The sequence below is a fragment of the Tropicibacter sp. Alg240-R139 genome, assembly GCF_900537075.1.
Taxonomy (GTDB): Bacteria; Pseudomonadota; Alphaproteobacteria; order Rhodobacterales; family Rhodobacteraceae; genus Falsiruegeria.
The window spans coordinates 214,586-235,165 of the sequence record NZ_UNRA01000004.1; the positions used below are offsets into that span (position 1 = coordinate 214,586).

General features: G+C 60.2%; 18 protein-coding genes. 8 read left to right on the forward strand and 10 right to left on the reverse strand.

All coding sequences use genetic code 11. The annotated features are described in order from the left end of the window. Positions 1-8 precede the first annotated feature (8 nt). The 8 genes from G6R15_RS16765 to acs all read right to left on the reverse strand — a co-directional run bounded on the left by G6R15_RS16765 (position 9) and on the right by acs (position 9,427). Positions 9-509, reverse strand: a complete 501-nt coding sequence (locus tag G6R15_RS16765) for a flavin reductase family protein (protein WP_164661128.1) — start codon at positions 507-509, stop codon at positions 9-11. Positions 510-569: 60 nt separating this feature from the next. Next, positions 570-1,982: a 3'-5' exonuclease gene (locus G6R15_RS16770; protein ID WP_164661129.1), complete on the reverse strand. Its 1,413-nt coding sequence runs from the start codon at positions 1,980-1,982 to the stop codon at positions 570-572. Then, entirely contained in the window at positions 1,982-2,500 is a 519-nt protein-coding gene (locus tag G6R15_RS16775; protein ID WP_164661130.1) for a hypothetical protein, read from the reverse strand. Before G6R15_RS16775 ends, G6R15_RS16770 begins: the two co-directional genes overlap by 1 nt. Positions 2,501-2,567: 67 nt before the next feature. Further along, positions 2,568-4,391, reverse strand: coding sequence for a DUF294 nucleotidyltransferase-like domain-containing protein (locus G6R15_RS16780; protein ID WP_164661131.1), 1,824 nt, complete (start codon positions 4,389-4,391; stop codon positions 2,568-2,570). A gap of 113 nt (positions 4,392-4,504) precedes the next feature. Beyond that, positions 4,505-6,289, reverse strand: coding sequence for a sodium:solute symporter family protein (locus G6R15_RS16785; protein ID WP_164661132.1), 1,785 nt, complete (start codon positions 6,287-6,289; stop codon positions 4,505-4,507). Between the two features lies 1 nt (position 6,290). After that, entirely contained in the window at positions 6,291-6,575 is a 285-nt protein-coding gene (locus tag G6R15_RS16790) for a DUF4212 domain-containing protein (protein ID WP_164661133.1), read from the reverse strand. A 196-nt stretch (positions 6,576-6,771) separates the two neighbouring features. After that, positions 6,772-7,455, reverse strand: coding sequence for an adenylate kinase (locus G6R15_RS16795; protein WP_164661134.1), 684 nt, complete (start codon positions 7,453-7,455; stop codon positions 6,772-6,774). Between the two features lie 7 nt (positions 7,456-7,462). After that, on the reverse strand, positions 7,463-9,427 hold the full coding sequence (acs, locus tag G6R15_RS16800) for an acetate--CoA ligase (RefSeq protein WP_164661135.1): 1,965 nt from the start codon (positions 9,425-9,427) through the stop codon (positions 7,463-7,465). Between the two features lie 477 nt (positions 9,428-9,904). Between acs and G6R15_RS16805 the strand changes: the two genes are divergently transcribed. The 4 genes from G6R15_RS16805 to G6R15_RS16820 all read left to right on the forward strand — a co-directional run bounded on the left by G6R15_RS16805 (position 9,905) and on the right by G6R15_RS16820 (position 14,197). Further along, a complete protein-coding gene (locus G6R15_RS16805; protein ID WP_164661136.1) occupies positions 9,905-10,921 on the forward strand; it encodes a C4-dicarboxylate TRAP transporter substrate-binding protein in 1,017 nt (338 codons plus the stop codon). A gap of 78 nt (positions 10,922-10,999) precedes the next feature. After that, positions 11,000-11,635: a TRAP transporter small permease subunit gene (locus G6R15_RS16810; RefSeq protein ID WP_164661137.1), complete on the forward strand. Its 636-nt coding sequence runs from the start codon at positions 11,000-11,002 to the stop codon at positions 11,633-11,635. Beyond that, positions 11,628-13,031 carry a TRAP transporter large permease gene (locus G6R15_RS16815; RefSeq protein ID WP_164661138.1) on the forward strand — a complete coding sequence of 468 codons (1,404 nt, stop codon included), beginning with the start codon at positions 11,628-11,630 and terminating at the stop codon, positions 13,029-13,031. Before G6R15_RS16810 ends, G6R15_RS16815 begins: the two co-directional genes overlap by 8 nt. Before the next feature lie 68 nt (positions 13,032-13,099). Beyond that, entirely contained in the window at positions 13,100-14,197 is a 1,098-nt protein-coding gene (locus G6R15_RS16820) for a phage tail sheath subtilisin-like domain-containing protein (RefSeq protein WP_164661139.1), read from the forward strand. A 142-nt stretch (positions 14,198-14,339) separates the two neighbouring features. On the opposite strand, the gene tcuB is transcribed toward G6R15_RS16820, so the two are convergent. Continuing rightward, positions 14,340-15,416 (reverse strand): tricarballylate utilization 4Fe-4S protein TcuB, encoded by a 1,077-nt coding sequence (gene tcuB, locus G6R15_RS16825; protein WP_164661140.1) that lies wholly within the window; start codon positions 15,414-15,416, stop codon positions 14,340-14,342. Continuing rightward, the gene (tcuA, locus tag G6R15_RS16830) at positions 15,406-16,788 is read right to left on the reverse strand and encodes an FAD-dependent tricarballylate dehydrogenase TcuA (protein ID WP_164661141.1); all 1,383 of its coding nucleotides are present in this window, start codon (positions 16,786-16,788) and stop codon (positions 15,406-15,408) included. The genes tcuB and tcuA overlap by 11 nt, the downstream gene beginning before the upstream one ends. A gap of 80 nt (positions 16,789-16,868) precedes the next feature. Here tcuA and G6R15_RS16835 point away from each other — a divergent pair, with 80 nt between their 5' ends. The 4 genes from G6R15_RS16835 to G6R15_RS16850 all read left to right on the forward strand — a co-directional run bounded on the left by G6R15_RS16835 (position 16,869) and on the right by G6R15_RS16850 (position 20,553). Continuing rightward, positions 16,869-17,768: a LysR family transcriptional regulator gene (locus G6R15_RS16835; RefSeq protein ID WP_164661142.1), complete on the forward strand. Its 900-nt coding sequence runs from the start codon at positions 16,869-16,871 to the stop codon at positions 17,766-17,768. A 113-nt stretch (positions 17,769-17,881) separates the two neighbouring features. Next, on the forward strand, positions 17,882-18,910 hold the full coding sequence (gene dusA / locus G6R15_RS16840; protein ID WP_164661143.1) for a tRNA dihydrouridine(20/20a) synthase DusA: 1,029 nt from the start codon (positions 17,882-17,884) through the stop codon (positions 18,908-18,910). 39 nt (positions 18,911-18,949) lie between these two features. Continuing rightward, complete coding sequence (locus G6R15_RS16845; protein ID WP_164661144.1) at positions 18,950-19,774, forward strand: sulfite exporter TauE/SafE family protein; 825 nt, start codon at positions 18,950-18,952, stop codon at positions 19,772-19,774. Next, positions 19,768-20,553, forward strand: coding sequence for a hypothetical protein (locus G6R15_RS16850; protein WP_164661145.1), 786 nt, complete (start codon positions 19,768-19,770; stop codon positions 20,551-20,553). Before G6R15_RS16845 ends, G6R15_RS16850 begins: the two co-directional genes overlap by 7 nt. Positions 20,554-20,580 lie beyond the last annotated feature (27 nt).

A 20,580-nucleotide genomic window follows, 5' to 3' on the forward strand; every position in this document is an offset into this window, starting at 1 on the left:
CCCGTCAGCTATCCCCGTGGTGCGAAATCGCCGTACTGCCCACGCTTGAAGATCAGCCCGCGACCGGGGCGATGCATGGCCGCATCCACCTGACCCACGATGATCGAATGATCGCCTGCGTCATGGACAGCCTGTTGGGTGCATTCGAACCGAGCCAGACAGCCGTGCAAGAGCGGTGCGCCGGTTTGACTGGGCGACCAATCCGCAACCGAGAAATCCGCGCCGTTCATGGCAAAGCCTTTGGCAACGCTATGCTGATCTTCGGCCATGACGTGGATGACATAATGCCGGGCAGCCATGAATTCGGCATAACGGGTCGAGATTTTGGCCGGGCACCACAGCACAAGAGCGGGATCCAGCGAGACGGACGCAAAGGAATTCACCGTGATTGCCATCGGCCCTTGCGGTGCCATGGTGGTTACAACGGTCACGCCGGTACCGAAACAGCCAAGTGCCTCGCGAAAGGCAAGGGTGGTGTCGGGGCCGGGGTTAAAGTGGGTCTCGGTCATCGCGCGCCTGTCCTCGTGGTCTTGGCCCACGTGCCACGGGCCGCGCGCCTTGTCCACGATTTAGTTCAGGTCCTGCAAAAGGCGCCCATGTTTCTGGGTCTCGGTCACCACCTCGCCAAAGGTGATCAGTCCGCGCGCCTCAAGCATCGGGATCATGCGGGCCAGAACATTGGCTGTGGCCCGGGCATCTCCCAATGCGGTGTGGCGGTCCCGTTGTTCGATCACAATTCCCAGCCGGTCGCAAATGGCGTCAAGCGTGTGGGTTTCGCTGGCCCCAAAAAGCACGGCGGACAAAAGCACCGTGTCCAGCACCGGGTGATCCCATGTTACGGCGCAAGCATCAGCCTGCCTGCGCAGGAATGCCAGATCAAAGGGCGCGTTGTGGGCCACCAGAACGGCGTCGGTGGCAAAGCTGTGAAATCCGCGTGCCGCCTCGACCACATCGGGCGCGCCTGCGACCATCACATCGGTGATGCCGTGCACGGCGCTGGACGCGGCCGGGATCGGGCGTCCCGGATTGACCAGCGTGTCAAACACCTCACCCTCGATGATCCGGCCATGTACCATCCGCAGGGCGCCGATCTGTACGATGTCGTCCTTATGTGGCAAGAGCCCGGTGGTTTCGGTGTCAAACACTGCATAGGTCAGTGCTGCCAGGGGTGTGTCCTCGGTCCGTGCCTGCCCGTCGGTGTCCAGAAGATCAAAGTTATAGACCAGAGGACGGGGTTGATCGACGCGCAGAGTGCTGTCTGCGTCGCCGAATGACAGAAGATAACCCTGTGTGCTTTCCAATGGCCGCATCAAAGCCTGGCAGCTGTATGCACCATCAAGGCTGGTGAGGGTGCAGCGCACCGGTAAACCGGTGCGATTGACCTTTGATAGGGCCCGTTCCAGAGCGTCGGCTTCAAAATATTGGGTCAGGGACGCGTTCAGGCGTGGTTGTGCGATGCGGCTGAGCAGATCGGCAGATTGCCCATCATAGAGCACGATCTGCAGATCCGCGCTCAGCACGGTCATGGCTACCGGAATGTCTGTGAGCAAGGCCGTCAGCTGATCCCGTTCTGCGGCCAGTTGGGCGGTGTGATCTGCGAGGTTTGACGCCAAATCTTGCGCAACACTGCCTGCGCGATCTGCCAAACCGGCGGCAGCGGGGGCCAGATCGCCCAAATAGCGTGCCAACTCGGTGTCGATCCCGGTGCCAGCGTCCGAATGCGCACGCACCCGCATGAGCGCGGCTACCCGCTCGATCGGTTTGGCGACGTTTTCGTCAAACAGCAACCAGATGCCTGCGCTTAACGCGAGCAGTCCAAAGCTGGCCAGGATGGCGCTGAAAGTGAACCCACCGGCCACCCCGGCCTCGGCGCTGCGTTGCAAACCAACGTAGAGCGAGACAAGAACCACGGCCACACCCCCCAGGGCGATCAGGCCAAAGAACAGGAAAATTCGCAGCCGAAGGCTCAGGCGTGCCAGCATCAGGACACTCCGCAGATCGCCAACACCACACTGTCGTCGGGAGCCACAGACACCCAGCTGGCTCCATTGATTGCACCGTCTGCATCAAACTCGACACCGTCGGCCAAATTGGCACGGCGTGATCCGGCGCAGTCGACGGCCACCGGCAGCTTGGACACTGGCGCCCAACGGCCCAGCAGATAGAGATCGGCCAATCGCTGATCAGGGCGTGCACCGTGGGTCTGGACCGAGGCCGTATCAACAGCGGCAAAGCGTTCTACAAATGGGACCACATAGGTCCAGGGGCGATAGATTGCGCGGCTCTCGACCGTCTCTATCACCATGAACTCGACTGGGAGGGACGCGCGCGTGCGCTCGTACCAGCCGTATTCGCTGGCAATCGTCGCGGCGATCATTGCGGCACCCGCGACCACCGGGGTCAACCAGCGGGGCAGGCCGGGGATCCAGCGCCCTACCAGCATCATGACGCCCGCAGCGGCGAAGCCTGCAAAAACCGTTGCTATCAACTCCAGAAACATGCGCTTACTCTCCAGACCCAGTTCTTCTTTTTGTCCCAAATACGGTCGCCGAAGGCGTCCCGCACGTTCATCCCAGCATACCCTTGCCGTGACCCACGGCCGATTGCATCGTCTTTACCACGACAAAGGCGTCACGCAGATGACTTCGCTCAAAGTCTGACAATTCTGCGGGCGCGAGGTAGTTGTCGGGCGTCAGCCCGCGTTTGATTCGCGCCACCTGATGCTCCAGCCGTGTTTCAGCGATCAGGTCATAGGCGTCCAGCAGATCACGCGCACCCGATGGGCTGAGCACGCCTGCCTCTTGCCCCGCCTGCAAACGTGCGCGGGTGCCTGCCACTGGCAGTCGACCTTGCAGTGCATAGATCCGCCCAAGATCGACCACCGGCACAACGCCGTTGTGTTTCAGATCCAGCGTGTTGCGATGCTCGCCGGAGCGGATGGTGGCAAAGCCGCGCAGCAGACCCAAGGGGGGAGTGTGTTTGAGCGAATTTGAAATCATATGCGCCACAAAGATCGAATTGGCGCTGGCTGCTTTCAGCGTTTCGGCCTGAAGATCGGCAAACAGATCGAAAGTACCACCAATGGGGCGCAGGTCGAACATGACCGAGGCCAGCATCTGCGCCTCGGGGTTGGGTTTGCCGATCCAGCTTGCAAAGTAGTCACGCCACACGCGCACCGGCTGACACCAACGCGGGTTTGTGGCCATCATGTCGCCGGGGCAATAGAAGTATCCGCAGGTGTCCAGCCCGTCGCTGACGAACTTTGCCAGATCGGCGAAATAGGGCATGTCAGCATCACTTACCGCATCATCCAGTAGTAAACAGTTGTCCTGATCGCTGACGCCAGTCTGCTCCTGCCTGCCTTGCGAGCCGCAAGCCAGCCACAGATACGGCACGGGAGCAGGGCCCAGCTTGGCCTCGGCCAACGCTAGCAGGCGGCGGGTGGCGGTATCGGCGATGTCGGTGATCAGCCGCGTCACCACCTCGTGCCGATTGCCACTGGCCACCAGCTGCACCAACAGTTGCGGTATCTCGGCCGTAACCTTGCCCATTTCCTCAGCCGTGGTTGCCTTGGCGATCTGACTGACCAGCTCGGCAGAGCTGACGGCCTGAAACCGGGTCAGGTCGGTTTGCGTCACGATCCCCACGACGCGGTCGCCCTGGGTGATCGGGATGTGGCCGATATGATGCTCCATCATCGCGTGCAGCACGTCCGAGCCGATGGCCGAGGGCGACAGTGTCAGAGGATCCGCGGTCATGACCTGCGACACGGGCGTGTTGGCGGGCAGGGCCTGCGCCACCACTTTGCCGGACAGATCACGGGTTGTCAGGATGCCGCGCAGTGCCTCGCCCCCGGTCACGCAGAGCGATGAAATCCCACGGTCGCGCATCAGCTGCGCCGCCGCCTGCACCGTGGCGTCGGGCGCGCAGGTGGCCGGGTTGCGGGCCATCAGCGTGTCGACGGAACTGGTGGCCAATGTCTCTTGTTGCGGGCGCGGCGCTCGGGCGCGGTTAAAGAATTTCGCGACCACGCCGTGTCGGGCGATCAGATCAGCAAACAGCGCGGACGGCAGAACCAAAAGCACCGAATGGGCATCCGCGCGGGCGCTGGTGACGGCCTTGCCCTCGCGGAGCAGGCCACGCTCGCCAAACGAATTGCGCAGGCCCAGGTGCGAGACCACGACGCCGTTCTCGTCCGTCACCTCGATCTGGCCCTCGTAAACAATGAAGAGGCCGGGCAGGGCCTCGCCATGATCATAGACGGCAAAGTCGCGCTCGACCTCCCACACGTCCAGTTGCGGCGCGATGGTGTCGAGCTCTGCAATCGGCAGCGCATCATAGGGATGCACGGACTTCAGGAAACGGGTGATTTGCGCATGTGTCAGGGGCATTTGGTCTTGCCTGTCAAAAGTGTAAAAAGCCCCGCCCGGTAAGAAACGCCGGGCGGGACCATGGTCAGTTGAAGCAGACCCCAAACGGGAGGGAACGGGGCCTGCGGCACATATCAGTGATCCTGAGCTGTGCCAGCGCCACGGGGAATGCGAACGCTTTCGACCAGGTCTTTGATCTCCTGCGGGGTTTCCTTGGTCATGCCAGCCACGATGTAGGCGACAGCAAAGTTGACCGCGGCACCGACCGCGCCGAACGAGGTCGACTTGATCGTCCCCAACAGCGGGTCCGCGTCAGTGAACGAGTTGGTGCCCGGAATGAACAACCAGCCCTTGTGCAGGAAGATGTAGATCAGGGTAACACCCAAGCCAGCGAGCATACCTGCCACGGCACCGGTGTTGTTGATCTTCTTGGAGAAGATACCCATCATCAGCGCCGGGAAGATCGAGGCCGCCGCGAGACCAAAGGCCAGCGCAACCGTCTGAGCCGCAAAGCCTGGAGGGTTGAGACCCAGGTAGGTTGCAACCGCGATGGCCACGCCCATGGCGATACGGGCCGACAACAGCTCACCCTTTTCGCTGATCTGCGGGTTGATAGACCCCTTGATCAAATCGTGGGACACGGCCGACGAGATCGCCAGCAGCAAGCCAGCAGCCGTCGACAGAGCAGCCGCAAGACCACCCGCCGCGACCAGACCGATGACCCAACCCGGCAGGTTGGCAATCTCGGGGTTGGCCAGAACCAGGATGTCACGGTTGAACTTGGTCAGCTCGTTGCCTTCCCAGCCGTTTTCGGCCGCCTTTGCCTGCATCGATTCAGATTTGTCGTTGTAGTACTGAATCTTGCCGTCGCCGTTCTTGTCTTCCCAATCCAGCAGACCGGTTTTCTGCCAGGTTGCCATCCAATCATAGCGCGGCTCGTTTTCGATCATCTCGACCGAGACAGCCTCGCCATCCGTGCCACCCGGCCACATCATGTCAGTGATGTTCAGACGTGCCATGGCACCAACAGCCGGAGCCGTCAGATAAAGCAGAGCGATGAACACTAGTGCCCAACCGGCTGACCAGCGTGCGTCAGCAACGCGAGGGACGGTGAAGAAGCGCATGATCACGTGGGGCAGGCCCGCAGTACCGATCATCAACGACAAGGTGAAAAGCACCATGTTCAAGGTATCAGAATGGTGTGCAGTGTATTCCTTGAAGCCCAACTCGGACACGATGGCATCCAGCTTGGTCAAGAGAGGCTCGCCGGATGCAACGTGATCGCCAAACAGACCCAATGCCGGGATCGGATTTCCGGTCAGTTGAAGCGAGATGAAGATGGCCGGGATGGTATAAGCCATGATCAGCACGCAGTACTGCGCCACTTGGGTGTAGGTCACACCCTTCATGCCGCCGAATACGGCGTAGGCGAAGACCACACAGGCACCGATCAGCAGACCCGTGGTGTTGGACACCTCAAGGAAACGACCAAAGGCCACGCCAACACCGGTCATCTGACCGATCACATAGGTGGTCGAGGCAACGATCAGGCAGATCACGGCCACGATGCGCGCTGTGGGGCTGTAAAAACGGTCGCCGATGAATTCCGACACGGTGTATTTGCCGAACTTGCGCAGGTAAGGCGCAAGCAGCAGGGCCAGCAGCACGTAGCCGCCAGTCCAGCCCATCAAGAAGGACGAGTTGTCGTAACCGGTAAAGGCAATCAGGCCGGCCATCGAAATGAACGAGGCTGCCGACATCCAGTCAGCCGCTGTCGCCATACCGTTGGTGACCGGGTGAATGCCGCGACCGGCGGCGTAAAATTCCGATGTGGAACCCGCGCGGGCCCAAATCGCGATGCCGATGTAAAGTGCGAATGACGCGCCCACAAACAGCAGGTTGATGGTAAACTGGTCCATCTTATTCCTCCTCAACGCCGAATTCGGCGTCCAGCTTGTTCATGCGCCAGGCGTAGAAAAAGATCAGGCCCAGGAACACCAGGATCGAGCCTTGCTGGGCGAACCAGAAGCCTAGATCGGTGCCGCCAACGGCGATGCCCGACAGCATGGGGCGCAGCAGAATGCCGAACCCGAACGATACGACGGCCCAGATCACTAGGCTGACGAGGATGATCCGCACGTTGGCCTGCCAATAGCCCTTGTCGCTTTCGGCAGTCTGTGCGGAGGTGGTTGTTTGATCCGCCATAACTGCGGTCCTCCTTTTGCTTCCTCCTGGTTTGTCCGATTGCGGGCGGGCAAACCTTCTCCGTTTGTCCGCGCGTGTTTTCAGAACGCGGACATGCCTCCTCTGGTCCGCCAAAGCGGGTCCATCGGGTATTGCTGGTTTTGGAAACCCAAGGCCCCCTGTTGGGTAGGGGGGAGCGGGGGGCCTTGGGGTCCGGTTACGTCATGGCTGACGCAACGATGTCGTTCAGGCCATGGGCGATCTCGTCGATCTCGCCCATGGCGTTGATGGTCTTGAGCGCGCCCTTGCCCCGGTAGTAGGCGATCAGGGGCGCGGTTTGCGCGTGATAGGCTTCAAGGCGGCTTGCAACCGTCTCGGCATTGTCATCGGCGCGGCGTTCCATGTCGGTGCTGCCGCATTTGTCGCAGGTGCCTGTCGTGGCGGGCTGCTTGAACGTGTCGTGATACCCCTCGCCACAGCCACCACAGGTGTAGCGACCCGAGATCCGGGTGACCATTTCACCGTCTTCAACCTCAAGGCTGATGGCGGCGTTGATCTTTTGCCCGGTGCTCTCCAGCAGCCCATCCAGTGCTTCGGCCTGCACAGTGGTGCGGGGGAAACCATCAAGGATCACGCCCTTGGCGCAGTCAGGTTCGGCCAGACGGTCGCGCAGGATGGCGATGACGATCCCGTCGCTGACCAGATCGCCGGCTTCCATCACGGCTTTGGCGGCTTTACCCGCTTCGGTTCCAGCAGCAACTGCGGCCCGCAACAGGTCGCCGGTGCTGAGTTGAACCAGTCCGAAGTTTTCTTCGAGCATGCGGGCCTGTGTACCCTTCCCGGCGCCCGGAGGGCCGAGAAGGATCAGAACGGCGGGGGATGTCATCACGGCAGCGTCCATGTCAGCCTCACCCGCCTGCACGATTGGCGATCAGATCGTCAACAACCGAGGGATCGGCCAGGGTCGATGTGTCACCAAGCGCGCCAAAGTCATTCTCTGCGATTTTGCGCAGGATGCGGCGCATGATTTTCCCTGAGCGGGTTTTCGGCAGACCGGGCGCCCACTGGATCACGTCAGGCGACGCAATCGGGCCAATCTCTGTCCGGACCCAGGTGCGCAGCTCTTTCAGCAGCTCATCCGAAGGTTCGCGGTCGTTCATCAGGGTGACATAGCAATAGATGCCCTGACCCTTGATGTCATGCGGGTAGCCAACAACAGCGGCCTCGGCTACGGCGGCGTGTGCCACCAGCGCGCTTTCGACCTCTGCCGTGCCCATGCGGTGACCCGAGACGTTGATCACGTCGTCTACGCGGCCCGTGATCCAGTAATCGCCATCGGCATCGCGTTTGCAGCCGTCGCCGGTAAAGTAGTAACCTTTGTAATCGGCAAAATACGTCTTCTGGAACCGCTCGTGATCGCCCCAGACAGTACGCATCTGGCCCGGCCAACTGTCTTTGATGCACAGCACGCCCTCGACGTCATTGCCGCTGATTTCAACCCCCGACTGCGGGTCCAGCACAACAGGCTCGATGCCAAAGAAGGGTTTCATCGCCGAGCCGGGCTTCATCGCATGCGCGCCGGGCAGGGGGGTCATCAGGTGACCGCCGGTTTCGGTCTGCCACCAGGTGTCCACGATCGGGCAGCGACCGCCGCCAACAACCTCATTGTACCAGTTCCATGCCTCGGGGTTGATCGGCTCACCTACGGTGCCCAGGGTGCGCAGATCGCTCAGGTCGCATTTCTCGACCCACTCCTTGCCTTGACCCATCAGGGCGCGCAGGGCGGTGGGGGCGGTGTAGAACTGGTTCACCTTGTGCTTTTCACAGACTTGCCAAAAACGGCTGGCGTCTGGATAGGTGGGCACACCTTCGAACATCAGCGTGGTACCGCCGTTGGCCAACGGGCCATAGACGATGTAGCTGTGGCCGGTGACCCAGCCCACATCTGCTGTACACCAATAGATGTCGCCGTCGTGGTAATCAAACGTCACCTCATGCGTCATCGCGGCATAAACCAGATAGCCGCCGGTGGTGTGCACCACGCCCTTGGGCTGACCTGTGGAACCCGATGTGTAGAGGATGAACAGCGGATCTTCGGCGTTCATCTCGGCCGGGGCGCAATAATCCGACGCTTCAAGCGCCATTTCGTTGTAGTCGAAATCGCGTCCGTCGATCCAAGTGGTCTGACCGCCGGTGCGCTTGACGACCAGGCATTTCACACTGTCCTTGCAATGCAGCAGCGCCGCGTCGACGTTGGACTTCAGGGCGGTCTTGCGGCCCCCTCGTGGGGCCTCGTCTGCGGTGATCACAACCTTGGCGTCACAGCCGTTGACGCGGGCCGCTAGAGCGTCCGAGGAGAAGCCAGCGAAAACGATGGAATGGATGGCACCAATGCGGGCACAGGCCAGCATGGCATAAGCGGCCTCGGGGATCATCGGGAGGTAGATGACAACCCGGTCGCCTTTGCGCACGCCCAGGGATTCCAGAATATTGGCCATGCGGCACACGTCGCGGTGCAGCTCTTTGTAAGTAATGTGTTTGGCCGGATCGGTCGGCTCGTCAGGTTCCCAGATGATCGCGGTTTGATCGCCACGGGTCTCCAGATGACGGTCGATGCAGTTGGCCGAAACGTTCAGCGCGCCATCGGCGAACCAGTTGATGCTGACCTCGCCAAAGGCGTAGTTGACGTCCTTAACTTGGCTGAATGGCTTGATCCAGTCGACGCGCTTGCCCTGTTCGGACCAGAATCCTTCGGGATCGGCGATCGAGGCAGCATACATCGCATCATATTTGGCGGCGTCCACATGGGCGCGAGCAACGGTGTCTGCAGATGGGGGAAAGACCGGGGAATCGGTCTGGGCTGCGGTTGTCATATGAGGCTCCTCCCTCGAAGTTCTGTTCGAAGACCGTTTTCACCCGAAGTTCAGGTTTTGTCGATCTGGTTCCATCCCTGCCCAAATAATAGTCAGGGCTGAAAATAATGAAATAACTTGCCGTAATATAACGATTTGCTTGTAAATCTGTTTCTTGATGTCGCTGGGAATTTGTAAAGTATTTGTGTGACAGGTTGTGAAAGTCACAGTTTTTCAAGCAATTCCGTGTCAATGCAAATTTACAAAACCCGACCTCCATGGGCCCCCGGACTCAGGACGTTGGGTCACTTTGCTCTCGAATCCGGTGTGACATTTTGTTTCGGCCAGCCATGCATGGGCGCAAAAATGCTGCGCGTGCATCATTCGCCGACTCGGATTGGATGCGCTTTGGTTCAGGACTTGGCAGCTAGGTGTGTTGGCGCTAGCTTTATCTTCAAGCGCCGCCCAAGAGGGGGCGCATGTAAGGGAGAGACTTTTATGAACAAGATGTTGACGGGGGCAGTGGCCGCTGCTGCCAGCTTTGCTTTTGTGTCCGAAGCCATGGCGACCGAATGGAATGTGTCCCTGTGGGGCAAGCGCCGTGCTTTTACTGAGCACGTTGAAAAATTGGCCGAGCTGGTGGACGAAAAGACCGGCGGTGATTTCACGCTGAACATCAGCTATGGTGGCTTGTCCAAGAACAAGGAGAACCTGGACGGGATTTCCATTGGCGCCTTTGAGATGGCCCAGTTCTGCGCTGGTTATCACCGTGACAAGAACCGCGCGATCACCGTTCTGGAACTGCCGTTCCTTGGTGTGAATACGCTGGACGAAGAAGTGGCCGTCAGCCACGCGATCTATGATCATCCTGCCGTGCAGGAAGAGATGGCGCAATGGAACGCGCGCATCATCATGACCTCGCCCATGCCGCAGTACAATCTGGTCGGCACTGGCGAGCCGCGCGATGAACTGGCCGAGTTCAAGGACATGCGCGTCCGGGCAACCGGCGGCATCGGTCAGGCGTTTTCCGCTGTTGGTGGTGTGCCCACATCTGTGACCGCCACTGAGGCCTACAACGCGATGGAATCGGGTGTTGTGGATACAGTGGCCTTTGCCCAGCACGCGCATCTGGCGTTCGGCACCATCAACCGCGCCGACTGGTGGACTGCAAACTTGAACCCCGGCACCGTGAACTGCCCGGTGGTGGTGAACATCGACGCCTATGAGGCGCTGAGCCCTGAGCACCGCGAAGCATTGGACAGCTCGATTGATGAAGCGATCGGTCACTATCTGGCCAACTATGGCGCCCTGCTTGAAAAGTGGGACAGCGTTCTGACCGAGAAGAATGTCCAGAAGGTCGAACTGGCTGAAAGCGAGCTGGATGCGTTCCGCAAGGCGGCGGCTGATCCGATCCGCGAAAAGTGGATTGCCGACATGACCGCGCAGGGCCTGCCTGCGCAGGATCTGTATGATCTGGTCATGGCCACGCTCAAAGCGCAGCGCGGCGGCAACTAAGACACTCGGGCCGGGCGCATCTGTCGCCCGGCCTTTTCCTTTCAAACACTCCCCGCTTTGACATGAAGGAGTTCTGCCATGGCAGGACAGGCCTCGGTATTAGAGGATCACAGCCTGCTCAGCAGGTTGGATCGGTCGCTTTTGACGATCGAACGATTTCTGGCGTTGCTCAGCGGGTTGGCTGTTTTCAGCCTGATGGTGCTGGCGGTGGTGTCGGTGGGGGGGCGCAATGCGTTCAACGCGCCGCTGCCGGGCTATGTGGACTGGATCGAACAGGCGATGCCGCTGATCGCATTCATGGGGATTGCCTATGTGCAGCGCGACGGAGGGCATATCCGTATGGATCTGGTGGTTGGCAAACTGTCAGGCCGCGCCTTGTGGTTCTTTGAGATGCTGTCGGTGACCCTAATCCTTCTGTTGATGATGGCGCTGGTCTGGGGCAGCTGGGAACATTTCCTGCGCGCCTTTGATTTCAACGCTCCACTCTGGAGCCGGGACAGTTCCATCGACATCGGCATCCCGATCTGGCCTGCAAAACTGTTGGCACCAGTGGCGTTTTCGGTGCTGTGCCTGCGGCTGGTCTTGCAGATATGGGGCTATGGTCGGGCGTTTATCCTAGGGCTTGAAAGCCCCGTGGCAGTGCCCTTGATCCAGGATGTGGCGGCACAGGCGGCCGCCGAAGCCGAGCAGCTTGAAGGGCACGACAATGGATAGCATTGATATTGGCCTTTGGGTCACCGGCGGTCTGCTGCTGATGGTCGTTCTGGGCATGCGCGTTGCCTTTGCTGCTGGTATGGCTGGTCTGATCGGTCTGGTCTGGATCTTCTGGGCCAAGTTCGGCTATGCGCCCGACAAGTTCGGCAAGGCGTTGACCGTGTCGATCAAAGTTGCGGGGCAGGTACCCCATTCCAAAGTGTCGTCTCAGGCGCTTTCCCTGATTCCAACCTTTATCCTGATCGGGTATCTGGCCTATTACGCGGGCCTGACCAAGGCGTTGTTTGAGGCAGCAAAACGCTGGATCGCGTGGTTGCCGGGTGGGCTGGCGGTGTCGACGGTGTTTGCGACTGCTGGCTTTGCCGCAGTGTCTGGCGCTTCTGTCGCCACCTCAGCCGTCTTTGCACGCATCGCCATCCCCGAGATGTTGGCAATCGGTTACAACAAGCGATTTGCAGCCGGAGTTGTTGCAGCAGGTGGTACGCTTGCCTCGCTGATCCCGCCGTCCGCCATTCTGGTGATCTACGCGATCATCGTTGAACAGGACGTGGGCAAGTTGCTGCTGGCGGGTTTCATTCCCGGCGCCTTTTCCGCCATCATCTATGGCTTGTTGATCGTGGGCATCGCGGTGATCTTCAAATCCGTTGGCCCGCCTGTGACGGGCTTTACCTGGCGCCAGCGGTTTGCAGCGCTGCCGGGCGCGTTGCCAATCGTCTTTGTCGTCGTGATCATCATTTGCTTTGTCTACAATCCCTTTGGCGGTGATGCCTGGGGCACCCCGACCGAGGGCGGGGCGCTAGGCGCATTCGTTGTGTTCTGCATGGCCATGGTTCAGGGCATGAAATGGGCCGAATTCAAGTCTGCGCTGTTGGAAACCGCCAAGCTGACGGTGATGATCTTTACCATCATCTGGGGCGTTCTGATCTATGTGCGCTTTTTAGGTTTTGCCGATCTGCCCGGCGCGTTTTCCGACTGGATCACTGCGCTGGAAATGTCGCCCATGCTGATCCTGGTCTGCATCCTTTTGGCCTATGCGGTGCTCGGCATGTTCATGGACGCAATCGGGATGCTGCTGCTCACGCTTCCGGTGGTGTATCCGGCAGTCATGGCGCTCAATGGGGGCGAGGCTGTGTCAGCGGCTGACAGCGCTTTTGGCATGTCAGGCACCATGTGCGCGATCTGGTTCGGCATTCTTGTGGTCAAGATGGCCGAGTTCTGCCTGATCACGCCGCCCATCGGCCTGAACTGCTTTGTCGTGGCAGGTGTACGTCCGGATTTAAGCGTGCAGGACGTGTTCCGAGGCGTGATGCCATTCTTTGTGGCGGACGCCATTACCATCGCTCTGCTGGTCGCCTTTCCGGGGATTGTTCTGTATCTGCCATCTTTGGCGCAATAACGGGATTGCCTGCTTCGCTCATTCACGCATAGGATGCGCTGGATTTTATATGTGATTTGAGTGATTTGATGCCAGAGTTTTCGTATCCGGGTGTTTACGTACAAGAATTTGGTGGTGGGATTGCAGGGATTGCCCCCTGCGCCACTTCGGTCACAGTCTTTGTTGGACATGTCCCCATGGGGGGCGTGCCCGAGGGAGAGCTGGTTGACTTGAGCGTGAACAGTTTTCCGCCACCCGATTATCAGGATTGGCCTGACGGGGTGCTGAAACGAGCGGTGACGGGGTTCTATCAGAACGGCGGCGCGGACCTGTTTGTGCTTAACATTGGACCCGATGTCGATGTGATCACCGATCAGGTTTTGTTGCCGCTGACCCAAGTGGACCATCCAAACCTGGTTGCGGCGCCCGGATATGTGGATGCCGCCAGCCACAAGGCGTTGATCGCCCATTGCGAGGGGCGTAGTAATCGCTTTGCCGTTCTGGATGGGCCTGCCGAGATTGCAGATGCGAGCGCTCTACAGAAAGAGCCCTTGGCGGCAAGCGGCAAGGCGGCGCTCTATCTGCCGTGGGTGGTGCCCAAGGATACCCAAGGCACACTCTTTGACCCGACACCGCCGTCAGGTCATATATGCGGCGCAATCGCCCGCACTGATCAACAACGGGGTGTATGGCAGGCACCGGCCAATGTAGGGCTTTGGGGCGTGGGCGCTGTGACCCAGGATCTGACGGACGAGGATCAAGAGGGGCTGAATGCGGCTAACGTCAACGCCATCCGCGAGATTGAGGGTCGCGGCGTGCGCATCTGGGGCGCGCGGACCCGAGCTCCCGAAGGGCACGAGATGCGGTATATCTCGGAGCGGCGGTTGATGTGCATGCTGGAACAATCGCTTAAGCGTGGTTTGGATTGGGTGGTGTTTGACCCCAACGGCGCGGCGCTTTGGGTCGACGTGCGCCAGCAGGTCGACACCTTCATGAACGCTCTGTGGCGCAGCGGCGCGTTGGTTGGCGAAACAGTCGAGCAGTCGTTCTTTGTGCGCTGCGGCCACGAGACGATGTCGCAGGCCGATCTGGATCAAGGCAGGTTGATCTGCGAGGTGGGCATCAGCATGTTGCGACCAGCTGAGTTTTCAATGCTGCGGTTGGAATTTCAGACGGCGATAGAGTAGATTCCGACGCCGTCTGAGGGTTCACGTCGTGCCCGTCTCACGCATTTACGGCAAAGGGTATGGTCGGCCTGTCGACAAGGTGCGAGTTTCAGAGCGGCTTTGCCGTCTTTGAGAGCGCGACCTACACCCGAAATCCTGCCGGTCAACCACGTTTGCGCTGTGCGTCCCGAAGCAGAGCGGCCAGTCGATAAAACCCGTGTGCCATCTTGGTGTAGGGTGTCAGCAGAAAGAAACTCAGCACTGCGCCCAGGTGAATGGCCAAAAGGGAGGGCATCAGCGATGTCGTCCCCAGCCAGTAGAGCAATAGGCCGCTGAGCCCGACAAATCCCAAGAGCGCGACGAACCCGATGTCGCCGCCCCAGGCCGCAACATCACCCAATTGGCGGTCGGCACGCAATTTCAGGGCAATCATTCCACTGCACCCCAGCGTCAGCAGCAGACCGCCGGAGACGCCCAAAAGCTTGGGCAGCGACCAGAACGGGTAAGGCGCGGGCATGTCGAACACGTAGTGCAGAACAGTGCCCATGCTGGTCGCACCAAAGCACAGCAAGAACCCCCACATGACGGCTTGGTGCAGATGGCGGCGGGCCTGGGAAAAGCGGTCTTCATCTTCGAAATTGCATCCCTCTCCATGTCCCGCGGCAAGATCGGTCATCCGCGCGGCACGGGTGAAGGCAATCTTGACATCCGACACGTTCAGCATGCTCCCGCCTACTGCGCGCCAATAGCGACGCAGGCTGATTGTCAGGCTAACAAGCGGTATCAGGAAGGCGGGCAGAAAGATCGCCACCATCGCGTTGTGGGACAGAACGCCATAGAACCCGTCACCACGGGGCGAGCCAAGAGCCCGGATGGCCCAGAACAGCAGGGCAAAGCCCGCGACCAGCGCCAGCGCAATTGCACCGCCCTGCGTGTGGAACCGGCGCGCCAGCGGGGCGGGCCAGGCATAGGTTTCCCAACTGTCGCGGCGCACCTCTGCAAGGGTTTTGGGAAGGTTCAGGTCGAACTCATGCGGGGCGGTGTATTGGCACGCGTAATAACACCCCCGGCAGTTGTGGCAGAGGTTGGCCAACTGCGTGATCGTGCCGTCTGCAAAGGCGCGTTCTGCATGCAGTGCCGGAAAGACTGAGCAATAGCCCTCACAGTACCGACACGCGTTGCAGATGGTGGCCTGGCGACGGACCTCTTCGATCAATTGGGCGGTGGTCTCAGTTTGCATAGCCTGCAGCCTCTTTCCCTGCGATACGGCCAAACACGGTACCAATCGTCATGCCAAACCCTGCCAAGTAACCCTGGCCAAGGATTGATCCGGCCATGGTTTCACCTGCGGCCCACAGGTTTTCGACTTTTTGCCCGCCCGCGGAACACTGTGCATGTTCGTCAACCTTGAGGCCCAGGTAAGTGAAGGTCACGCCGGTTCGCAAGGAATAGCCGTAAAAGGGCGGCTCTGAGATAGGGCGCGCCCAATTGGTTTTTTCGGGCATGATCCCGGACGTGGTGACCCCGTCCAGCTCGGTTGGATGAAAGCCTGCGGTATCGCCACAGGCCATGTTGAACGCCTCGACGGTTGCTTGCAGACGGTCGGCGGGTAAATCCATGAGCTCTGCCAACCCCCTGACCGTGTCGGCCTGAAGCGGAGGGAAGACCGACGGCATGAACAGGTCCCGCGCCTTGGCGTCGATGATGGCATACCCCACCTGATCGGGTTGTGCCGCCACCAGTCGACCCCAGATCGCATAGCGCTTGGGCCAGACGTCCTCTCCCTCGTCATAGAACCGCTCGGCGTTCTTGTTCACAACGATGGAAAAGGGCACGCAGTCCAAACGGGTGACAATGCCACCGTCAAACTTGGGTGCTCGCCCGTCGATGGCGACCGCGTGGCATTGTGTCGGATCGCCGACGCTGTCGACGCCCTGGTCCAGCAGATCGGCCAGCACGACGCCGCGATTGTAAGGCGTGCCGCGGATCAGAAAGTTCTGCGCCGCTGGACCCCAGGCCCGCGTCAGCCAATCGGTGTCGGCCTGAAACCCGCCCGCGGCCACGATCACTGCCTTGGGGGTGATCCGGTGGGATCGGCCCTGATGGGTATAATCGACCCATACGACGCGATTGCCGCTAAGCTCCAAATGGGTCACATGCGCCTCATAAAGCGCCGTGACCCCGAGCGCATCCGCTGTGCGGTAATAGGCATTCACCAGCGATTTCCCCCCGCCCATGAAAAACGCATTGGTGCGGCCCAAGGACAGTGTACCAGAGAGAGAGGGCTGAAAGCGCACGCCGTGCCGCTCCATCCAGGGCAGGCATTCTTCGGACGTGCGGATGGCAAGCCGCGCCAGATCCCGGTCTGTTTTGCCGTCCGTGACCTTGAGCAGGTCGGCCAGATATTCTTCTTCGTCGTAGCTGTCGGTCAGGGGGCCGAGCGGGGCGGCATGCATGCAGCGAAAATTCCGGGTGTGGCGTGAGTTGCCACCACGATAGGCCTGCGGTGCCGTTTCCAAGATCAGCACATGGGCGCCCGCGCGGGCAGCCACCATAGCTGCACACAAGGCTGCGTTGCCGCCTCCGAGCACTGCGATGTCGTAATCACTCATGGCTGAGTTCCCTTGCTGCCTTGGTTCTAGGTCTGCGGGTTTGATTTGACCAATCATCGGTTTTCGATAATTAATGCGAAATGGTTATCAATTTTGATTTCGGGGACCTTCAGGCCTTTCTGGCGGTCAAGGAAACAGGGTCCTTTCACATGGCGGCGGACCGGCTCAACCTGTCCCAGCCGGCAGTCACCCGGCGGGTGCGCAAGCTGGAGGAAGCACTGGGATCGACCCTTTTCGAGCGCACAACCCGAGCGGTGAAGCCGACGCTTGCGGCCAAGCGGTTGCAGGTCCGGGCCGAAGCGATCCTTGAGGATGCGCAGGAAACCGCACGCGCCATGCGCGATGAAAGCGTGGCCTTTGCCCACCAAAGAAACCTGGTGGTAACGGTGGCAACGATACCGACAGTGGTCTCTCGTGTAATCACTCCTGCATTGGCGGCTTTTCGCACAGCGGGTCACAAGGCGCGTATTCGCGTTCTGGATTCGGATGCCAACGAGGTCACCGAAGCGGTGGCCGGAGGCGAGGCTGATTTCGGCCTGTGTTCCATCCCTGCGATGGATCCGGGCACTGTGTTTGAACCATTGTTGGACGATCGGATCTCTCTTGTTGCTCCGATCGGGCACGGGCTGACCGGCACTGAACTGGTGAACCTGTCGGACTTGTCGGACGAGCCGCTGATCCTGCCTGCCCGAGGAACGGGTAATCGCCTGTTGATTGACGAGGCGATGGCGCGGGCAATGGTGCCGCTGCGTTGGACCTATGAGGTAGGGCGTACCGCGACCGCATTGGAGATGGTCGCCGACGGGCTTGGCCTGGCATTGGTGCCGCAATCGGCCATCGAGCGTGCCCGGGTCGCAATCTGCGCGCTGGACCTGCCTGACATTCGGCGCCCCATCGGGTTGCTGACGCGAGCAGGGCGGGCGGACACAGCCGCCGCCGCCGCTCTCAAACAGGCGATCCGGTCTGTGGCCATGGGCTGACAGGTGGTTGTGGTGGCAACCAGTCCCGAAATGATGTTACAGGCACATTCAGGAAAATCATACGCTGCACGGCCCAGCATGCCGTTGCAGTGCGAACAAGGACCGCGAGCCGAATGTCGATCTTGCAAGATCACCCAACACGAACATTTCACGATCTGGCTCAAGCCGCGCGTCTTAGCGTGGCACCCATGATGGATTGGACGGATCGACATTGCCGGTACTTGCATCGATTGCTGAGCAGTAAGACGTTGCTTTACACCGAAATGGTGACTGCGCCCGCGTTGGTTCGGGGGGGGGCTTTGCATTTGCTGGATTTCAGCGCCGATGAACACCCTCTGGCCTTGCAACTCGGGGGTTCGGACCCGGTGGAATTGGCCAAGGCGGCCAAGTTGGGCGCAGATGCGGGTTATGATGAAATCAATCTGAATTGCGGCTGCCCTTCGGACCGGGTGCAATCCGGGACTTTTGGGGCTGTGTTGATGCAGCATCCGCAGGTGGTTGCCGATTGTGTTGCCGCCATGCGAGAAGCAGTGAACGTGGACGTCACGGTGAAATGCCGCATTGGGGTGGATGATCAGAACTCCGAATTGGTACTGCCAGACTTTCTGGAACATATCTCTAAGGCAGGCTGCAATCGCGTGACGATCCATGCCCGCAAGGCTTGGCTGCAGGGCCTGAGTCCCAAAGAAAACCGCGATATTCCGCCCTTGAACTATGATCTGGTGCACCGGATGAAGACACGCTTCCCTGAGCTGCATATATCGATCAACGGCGGCATCACCTCGCTGGAACAGGCCAAGACGCACCTGGATGCGGGGCTGGACGGCGTTATGATCGGGCGCGCGGCCTATCATCAGCCGTCAGACGTTCTCTGTTCAGCAGATCCAGAGATTTTTGGGACTGGCGCGACCACAGACCCGGTCGAAGTCGTTCACAAGATGGTGCCCTATATCGAGGCACATCTTGCCGACGGGGGGCGCTTGCACCAGATCACCCGTCACATGCTGGGCCTCTTTGCAGGTCGCCCAGGTGCCCGACAGTGGCGCCGGACGCTGTCCGAAGGGGCCGCGCGTAAGGACGCCGGGACGGATGTACTCCTTCAGGCTCTGGCGAGCGTGACCCCTCTGGCGCAGGCGGGCTGATCGGGCTAGGCATAGCGCGACAAAGAGGGGGAGAGGTCCATGCCGGATACCATGTTGTTGGTGCAGATGCTGGTCATGTTGCTGGTAATCGGCGGGTTTGCCGGGGTTTTGGCAGGGCTGTTGGGCGTGGGCGGCGGGATCGTTCTGGTGCCTGCGTTTTTCTATGCATTTCAGACGCTTGGTTATGGTGGTCCGCAACTGATGCAAATGTGTTTGGCGACCTCTTTGGCGACGATCATCGTAACCTCACTGCGCTCGGTTCTGAGCCACAACAAGAAGGGGGCGGTAGATTGGTCGATCCTGCGCGGCTGGGGACCAGGGATCGCCGTAGGGGCGGTTTTGGGGGTTCTGGCTGCTGCCTCGCTAAAGTCAGTTGCGCTGCAGGCTTTGTTCGGTGTTCTGGGGATCGTGATCGGTGCCTATCTGGGATTGGGCAAAGCTGAATGGCGGCTGGGACAAGCCATGCCTCGCGGTCTGCGCCGCGCGGTTCTTTCGCCTATGGTTGGCTTTCTGTCGGTGCTGATGGGCATTGGCGGGGGCAGCTTTGGCGTGCCGCTCATGAGCCTTTACGACTCACCCATTCACCGCGCCGTGGCCACGGCAGCCGGGTTCGGCGTGATCATTGCGGTGCCGTCGGTTCTGGGCTTTCTGTTTCTGGAAATCGACCCAGTTCAGCGTCCGCCGTTGACCATCGGGGCCGTCAATCTGGTGGCTTTTGTTATCGTCATCTGTATGACTTTGATCACCGCGCCTTGGGGTGTGAAGCTGGCCCATGCGATGGACCCCAAACCGCTCAAGCGTGTCTTTGCGGTGTTTCTGACATTGGTCGCTCTCAACATGTTGCGCAAGGCGCTCGGGTGGTAGAGGCGTTCCACGCGCGGGGTTGGGTTCGGTTTTCATCTGACCCGCTAACACGCGCCTGGGCGCGGAGCGCGCTTCCTGCAGCGCGAGCATCCGTGACCAGCCCGGCCCACGCGCCATGGCTGGATTGCAAGGGGACGTGGTTCATAGGGGTCGACGCTTTGCCCAACGATCCCACGGGCTGTGTCGACGGATTAACGCCACTGGCGGGGGCCGCGATGAATTTCATCGCGCAGGAGTATGGGTTGCAGCCGCTGCACTCGGGGCAGGTCTCGGTGATCTATCCCGGCTATCCTCAGGCGCGAAGGGGTGAGGGTGAGGCGGCGTTGCGGTACCGCCGCAACCGGGATGCGGCGCATGTGGATGGGTTGAAACCCTCGGGACCCGATCGCCGCCGCCACGTGGACGAACCGCACAGTTGGATCCTTGGCCTGCCGTTGACCAAGGCCAGTCCGACGGCGGCGCCTATGGTTGTTTGGGACGGCAGCCACAAGATCATGGCTGATGCGTTTCGCGAGGCGTTGAAGGGCCACGACCCAGCCACGATGCATAAGGTCGACGTGACCGACGCTTATCAGGCCGCCCGCCGCGAAGTGTTTGAAACCTGCCCACGGGTCGAGGTGCATGCACAACCCGGCGAGGCTTATCTGCTTCATCGGCATTGCCTGCACGGGGTAGCCCCCTGGGGCGCGGAAGCCGCTGCTGGCCCGGATGGTCGGATGATCGCCTATTTCCGACCCGAAATGCCGGGCGGTGTAGCCGGATGGATCGAATCCCCATAACCTTGGCTCATCATTGTGTGAGAGGAT

What these genes read in the sequence shown, in the direction of transcription:
- G6R15_RS16765 (WP_164661128.1), bottom strand. Translation starts at nt 509, where the DNA reads ATGACCGAGACCCACTTTAACCCCGGCCCCGACACCACCCTTGCCTTT.
- G6R15_RS16770 (WP_164661129.1), bottom strand. Translation starts at nt 1,982, where the DNA reads ATGCTGGCACGCCTGAGCCTTCGGCTGCGAATTTTCCTGTTCTTTGGC.
- G6R15_RS16775 (WP_164661130.1), bottom strand. Translation starts at nt 2,500, where the DNA reads ATGTTTCTGGAGTTGATAGCAACGGTTTTTGCAGGCTTCGCCGCTGCG.
- G6R15_RS16780 (WP_164661131.1), bottom strand. Translation starts at nt 4,391, where the DNA reads ATGCCCCTGACACATGCGCAAATCACCCGTTTCCTGAAGTCCGTGCAT.
- G6R15_RS16785 (WP_164661132.1), bottom strand. Translation starts at nt 6,289, where the DNA reads ATGGACCAGTTTACCATCAACCTGCTGTTTGTGGGCGCGTCATTCGCA.
- G6R15_RS16790 (WP_164661133.1), bottom strand. Translation starts at nt 6,575, where the DNA reads ATGGCGGATCAAACAACCACCTCCGCACAGACTGCCGAAAGCGACAAG.
- G6R15_RS16795 (WP_164661134.1), bottom strand. Translation starts at nt 7,455, where the DNA reads ATGGACGCTGCCGTGATGACATCCCCCGCCGTTCTGATCCTTCTCGGC.
- acs (WP_164661135.1), bottom strand. Translation starts at nt 9,427, where the DNA reads ATGACAACCGCAGCCCAGACCGATTCCCCGGTCTTTCCCCCATCTGCA.
- G6R15_RS16805 (WP_164661136.1), top strand. Translation starts at nt 9,905, where the DNA reads ATGAACAAGATGTTGACGGGGGCAGTGGCCGCTGCTGCCAGCTTTGCT.
- G6R15_RS16810 (WP_164661137.1), top strand. Translation starts at nt 11,000, where the DNA reads ATGGCAGGACAGGCCTCGGTATTAGAGGATCACAGCCTGCTCAGCAGG.
- G6R15_RS16815 (WP_164661138.1), top strand. Translation starts at nt 11,628, where the DNA reads ATGGATAGCATTGATATTGGCCTTTGGGTCACCGGCGGTCTGCTGCTG.
- G6R15_RS16820 (WP_164661139.1), top strand. Translation starts at nt 13,100, where the DNA reads ATGCCAGAGTTTTCGTATCCGGGTGTTTACGTACAAGAATTTGGTGGT.
- tcuB (WP_164661140.1), bottom strand. Translation starts at nt 15,416, where the DNA reads ATGCAAACTGAGACCACCGCCCAATTGATCGAAGAGGTCCGTCGCCAG.
- tcuA (WP_164661141.1), bottom strand. Translation starts at nt 16,788, where the DNA reads ATGAGTGATTACGACATCGCAGTGCTCGGAGGCGGCAACGCAGCCTTG.
- G6R15_RS16835 (WP_164661142.1), top strand. Translation starts at nt 16,869, where the DNA reads ATGGTTATCAATTTTGATTTCGGGGACCTTCAGGCCTTTCTGGCGGTC.
- dusA (WP_164661143.1), top strand. Translation starts at nt 17,882, where the DNA reads ATGTCGATCTTGCAAGATCACCCAACACGAACATTTCACGATCTGGCT.
- G6R15_RS16845 (WP_164661144.1), top strand. Translation starts at nt 18,950, where the DNA reads ATGCCGGATACCATGTTGTTGGTGCAGATGCTGGTCATGTTGCTGGTA.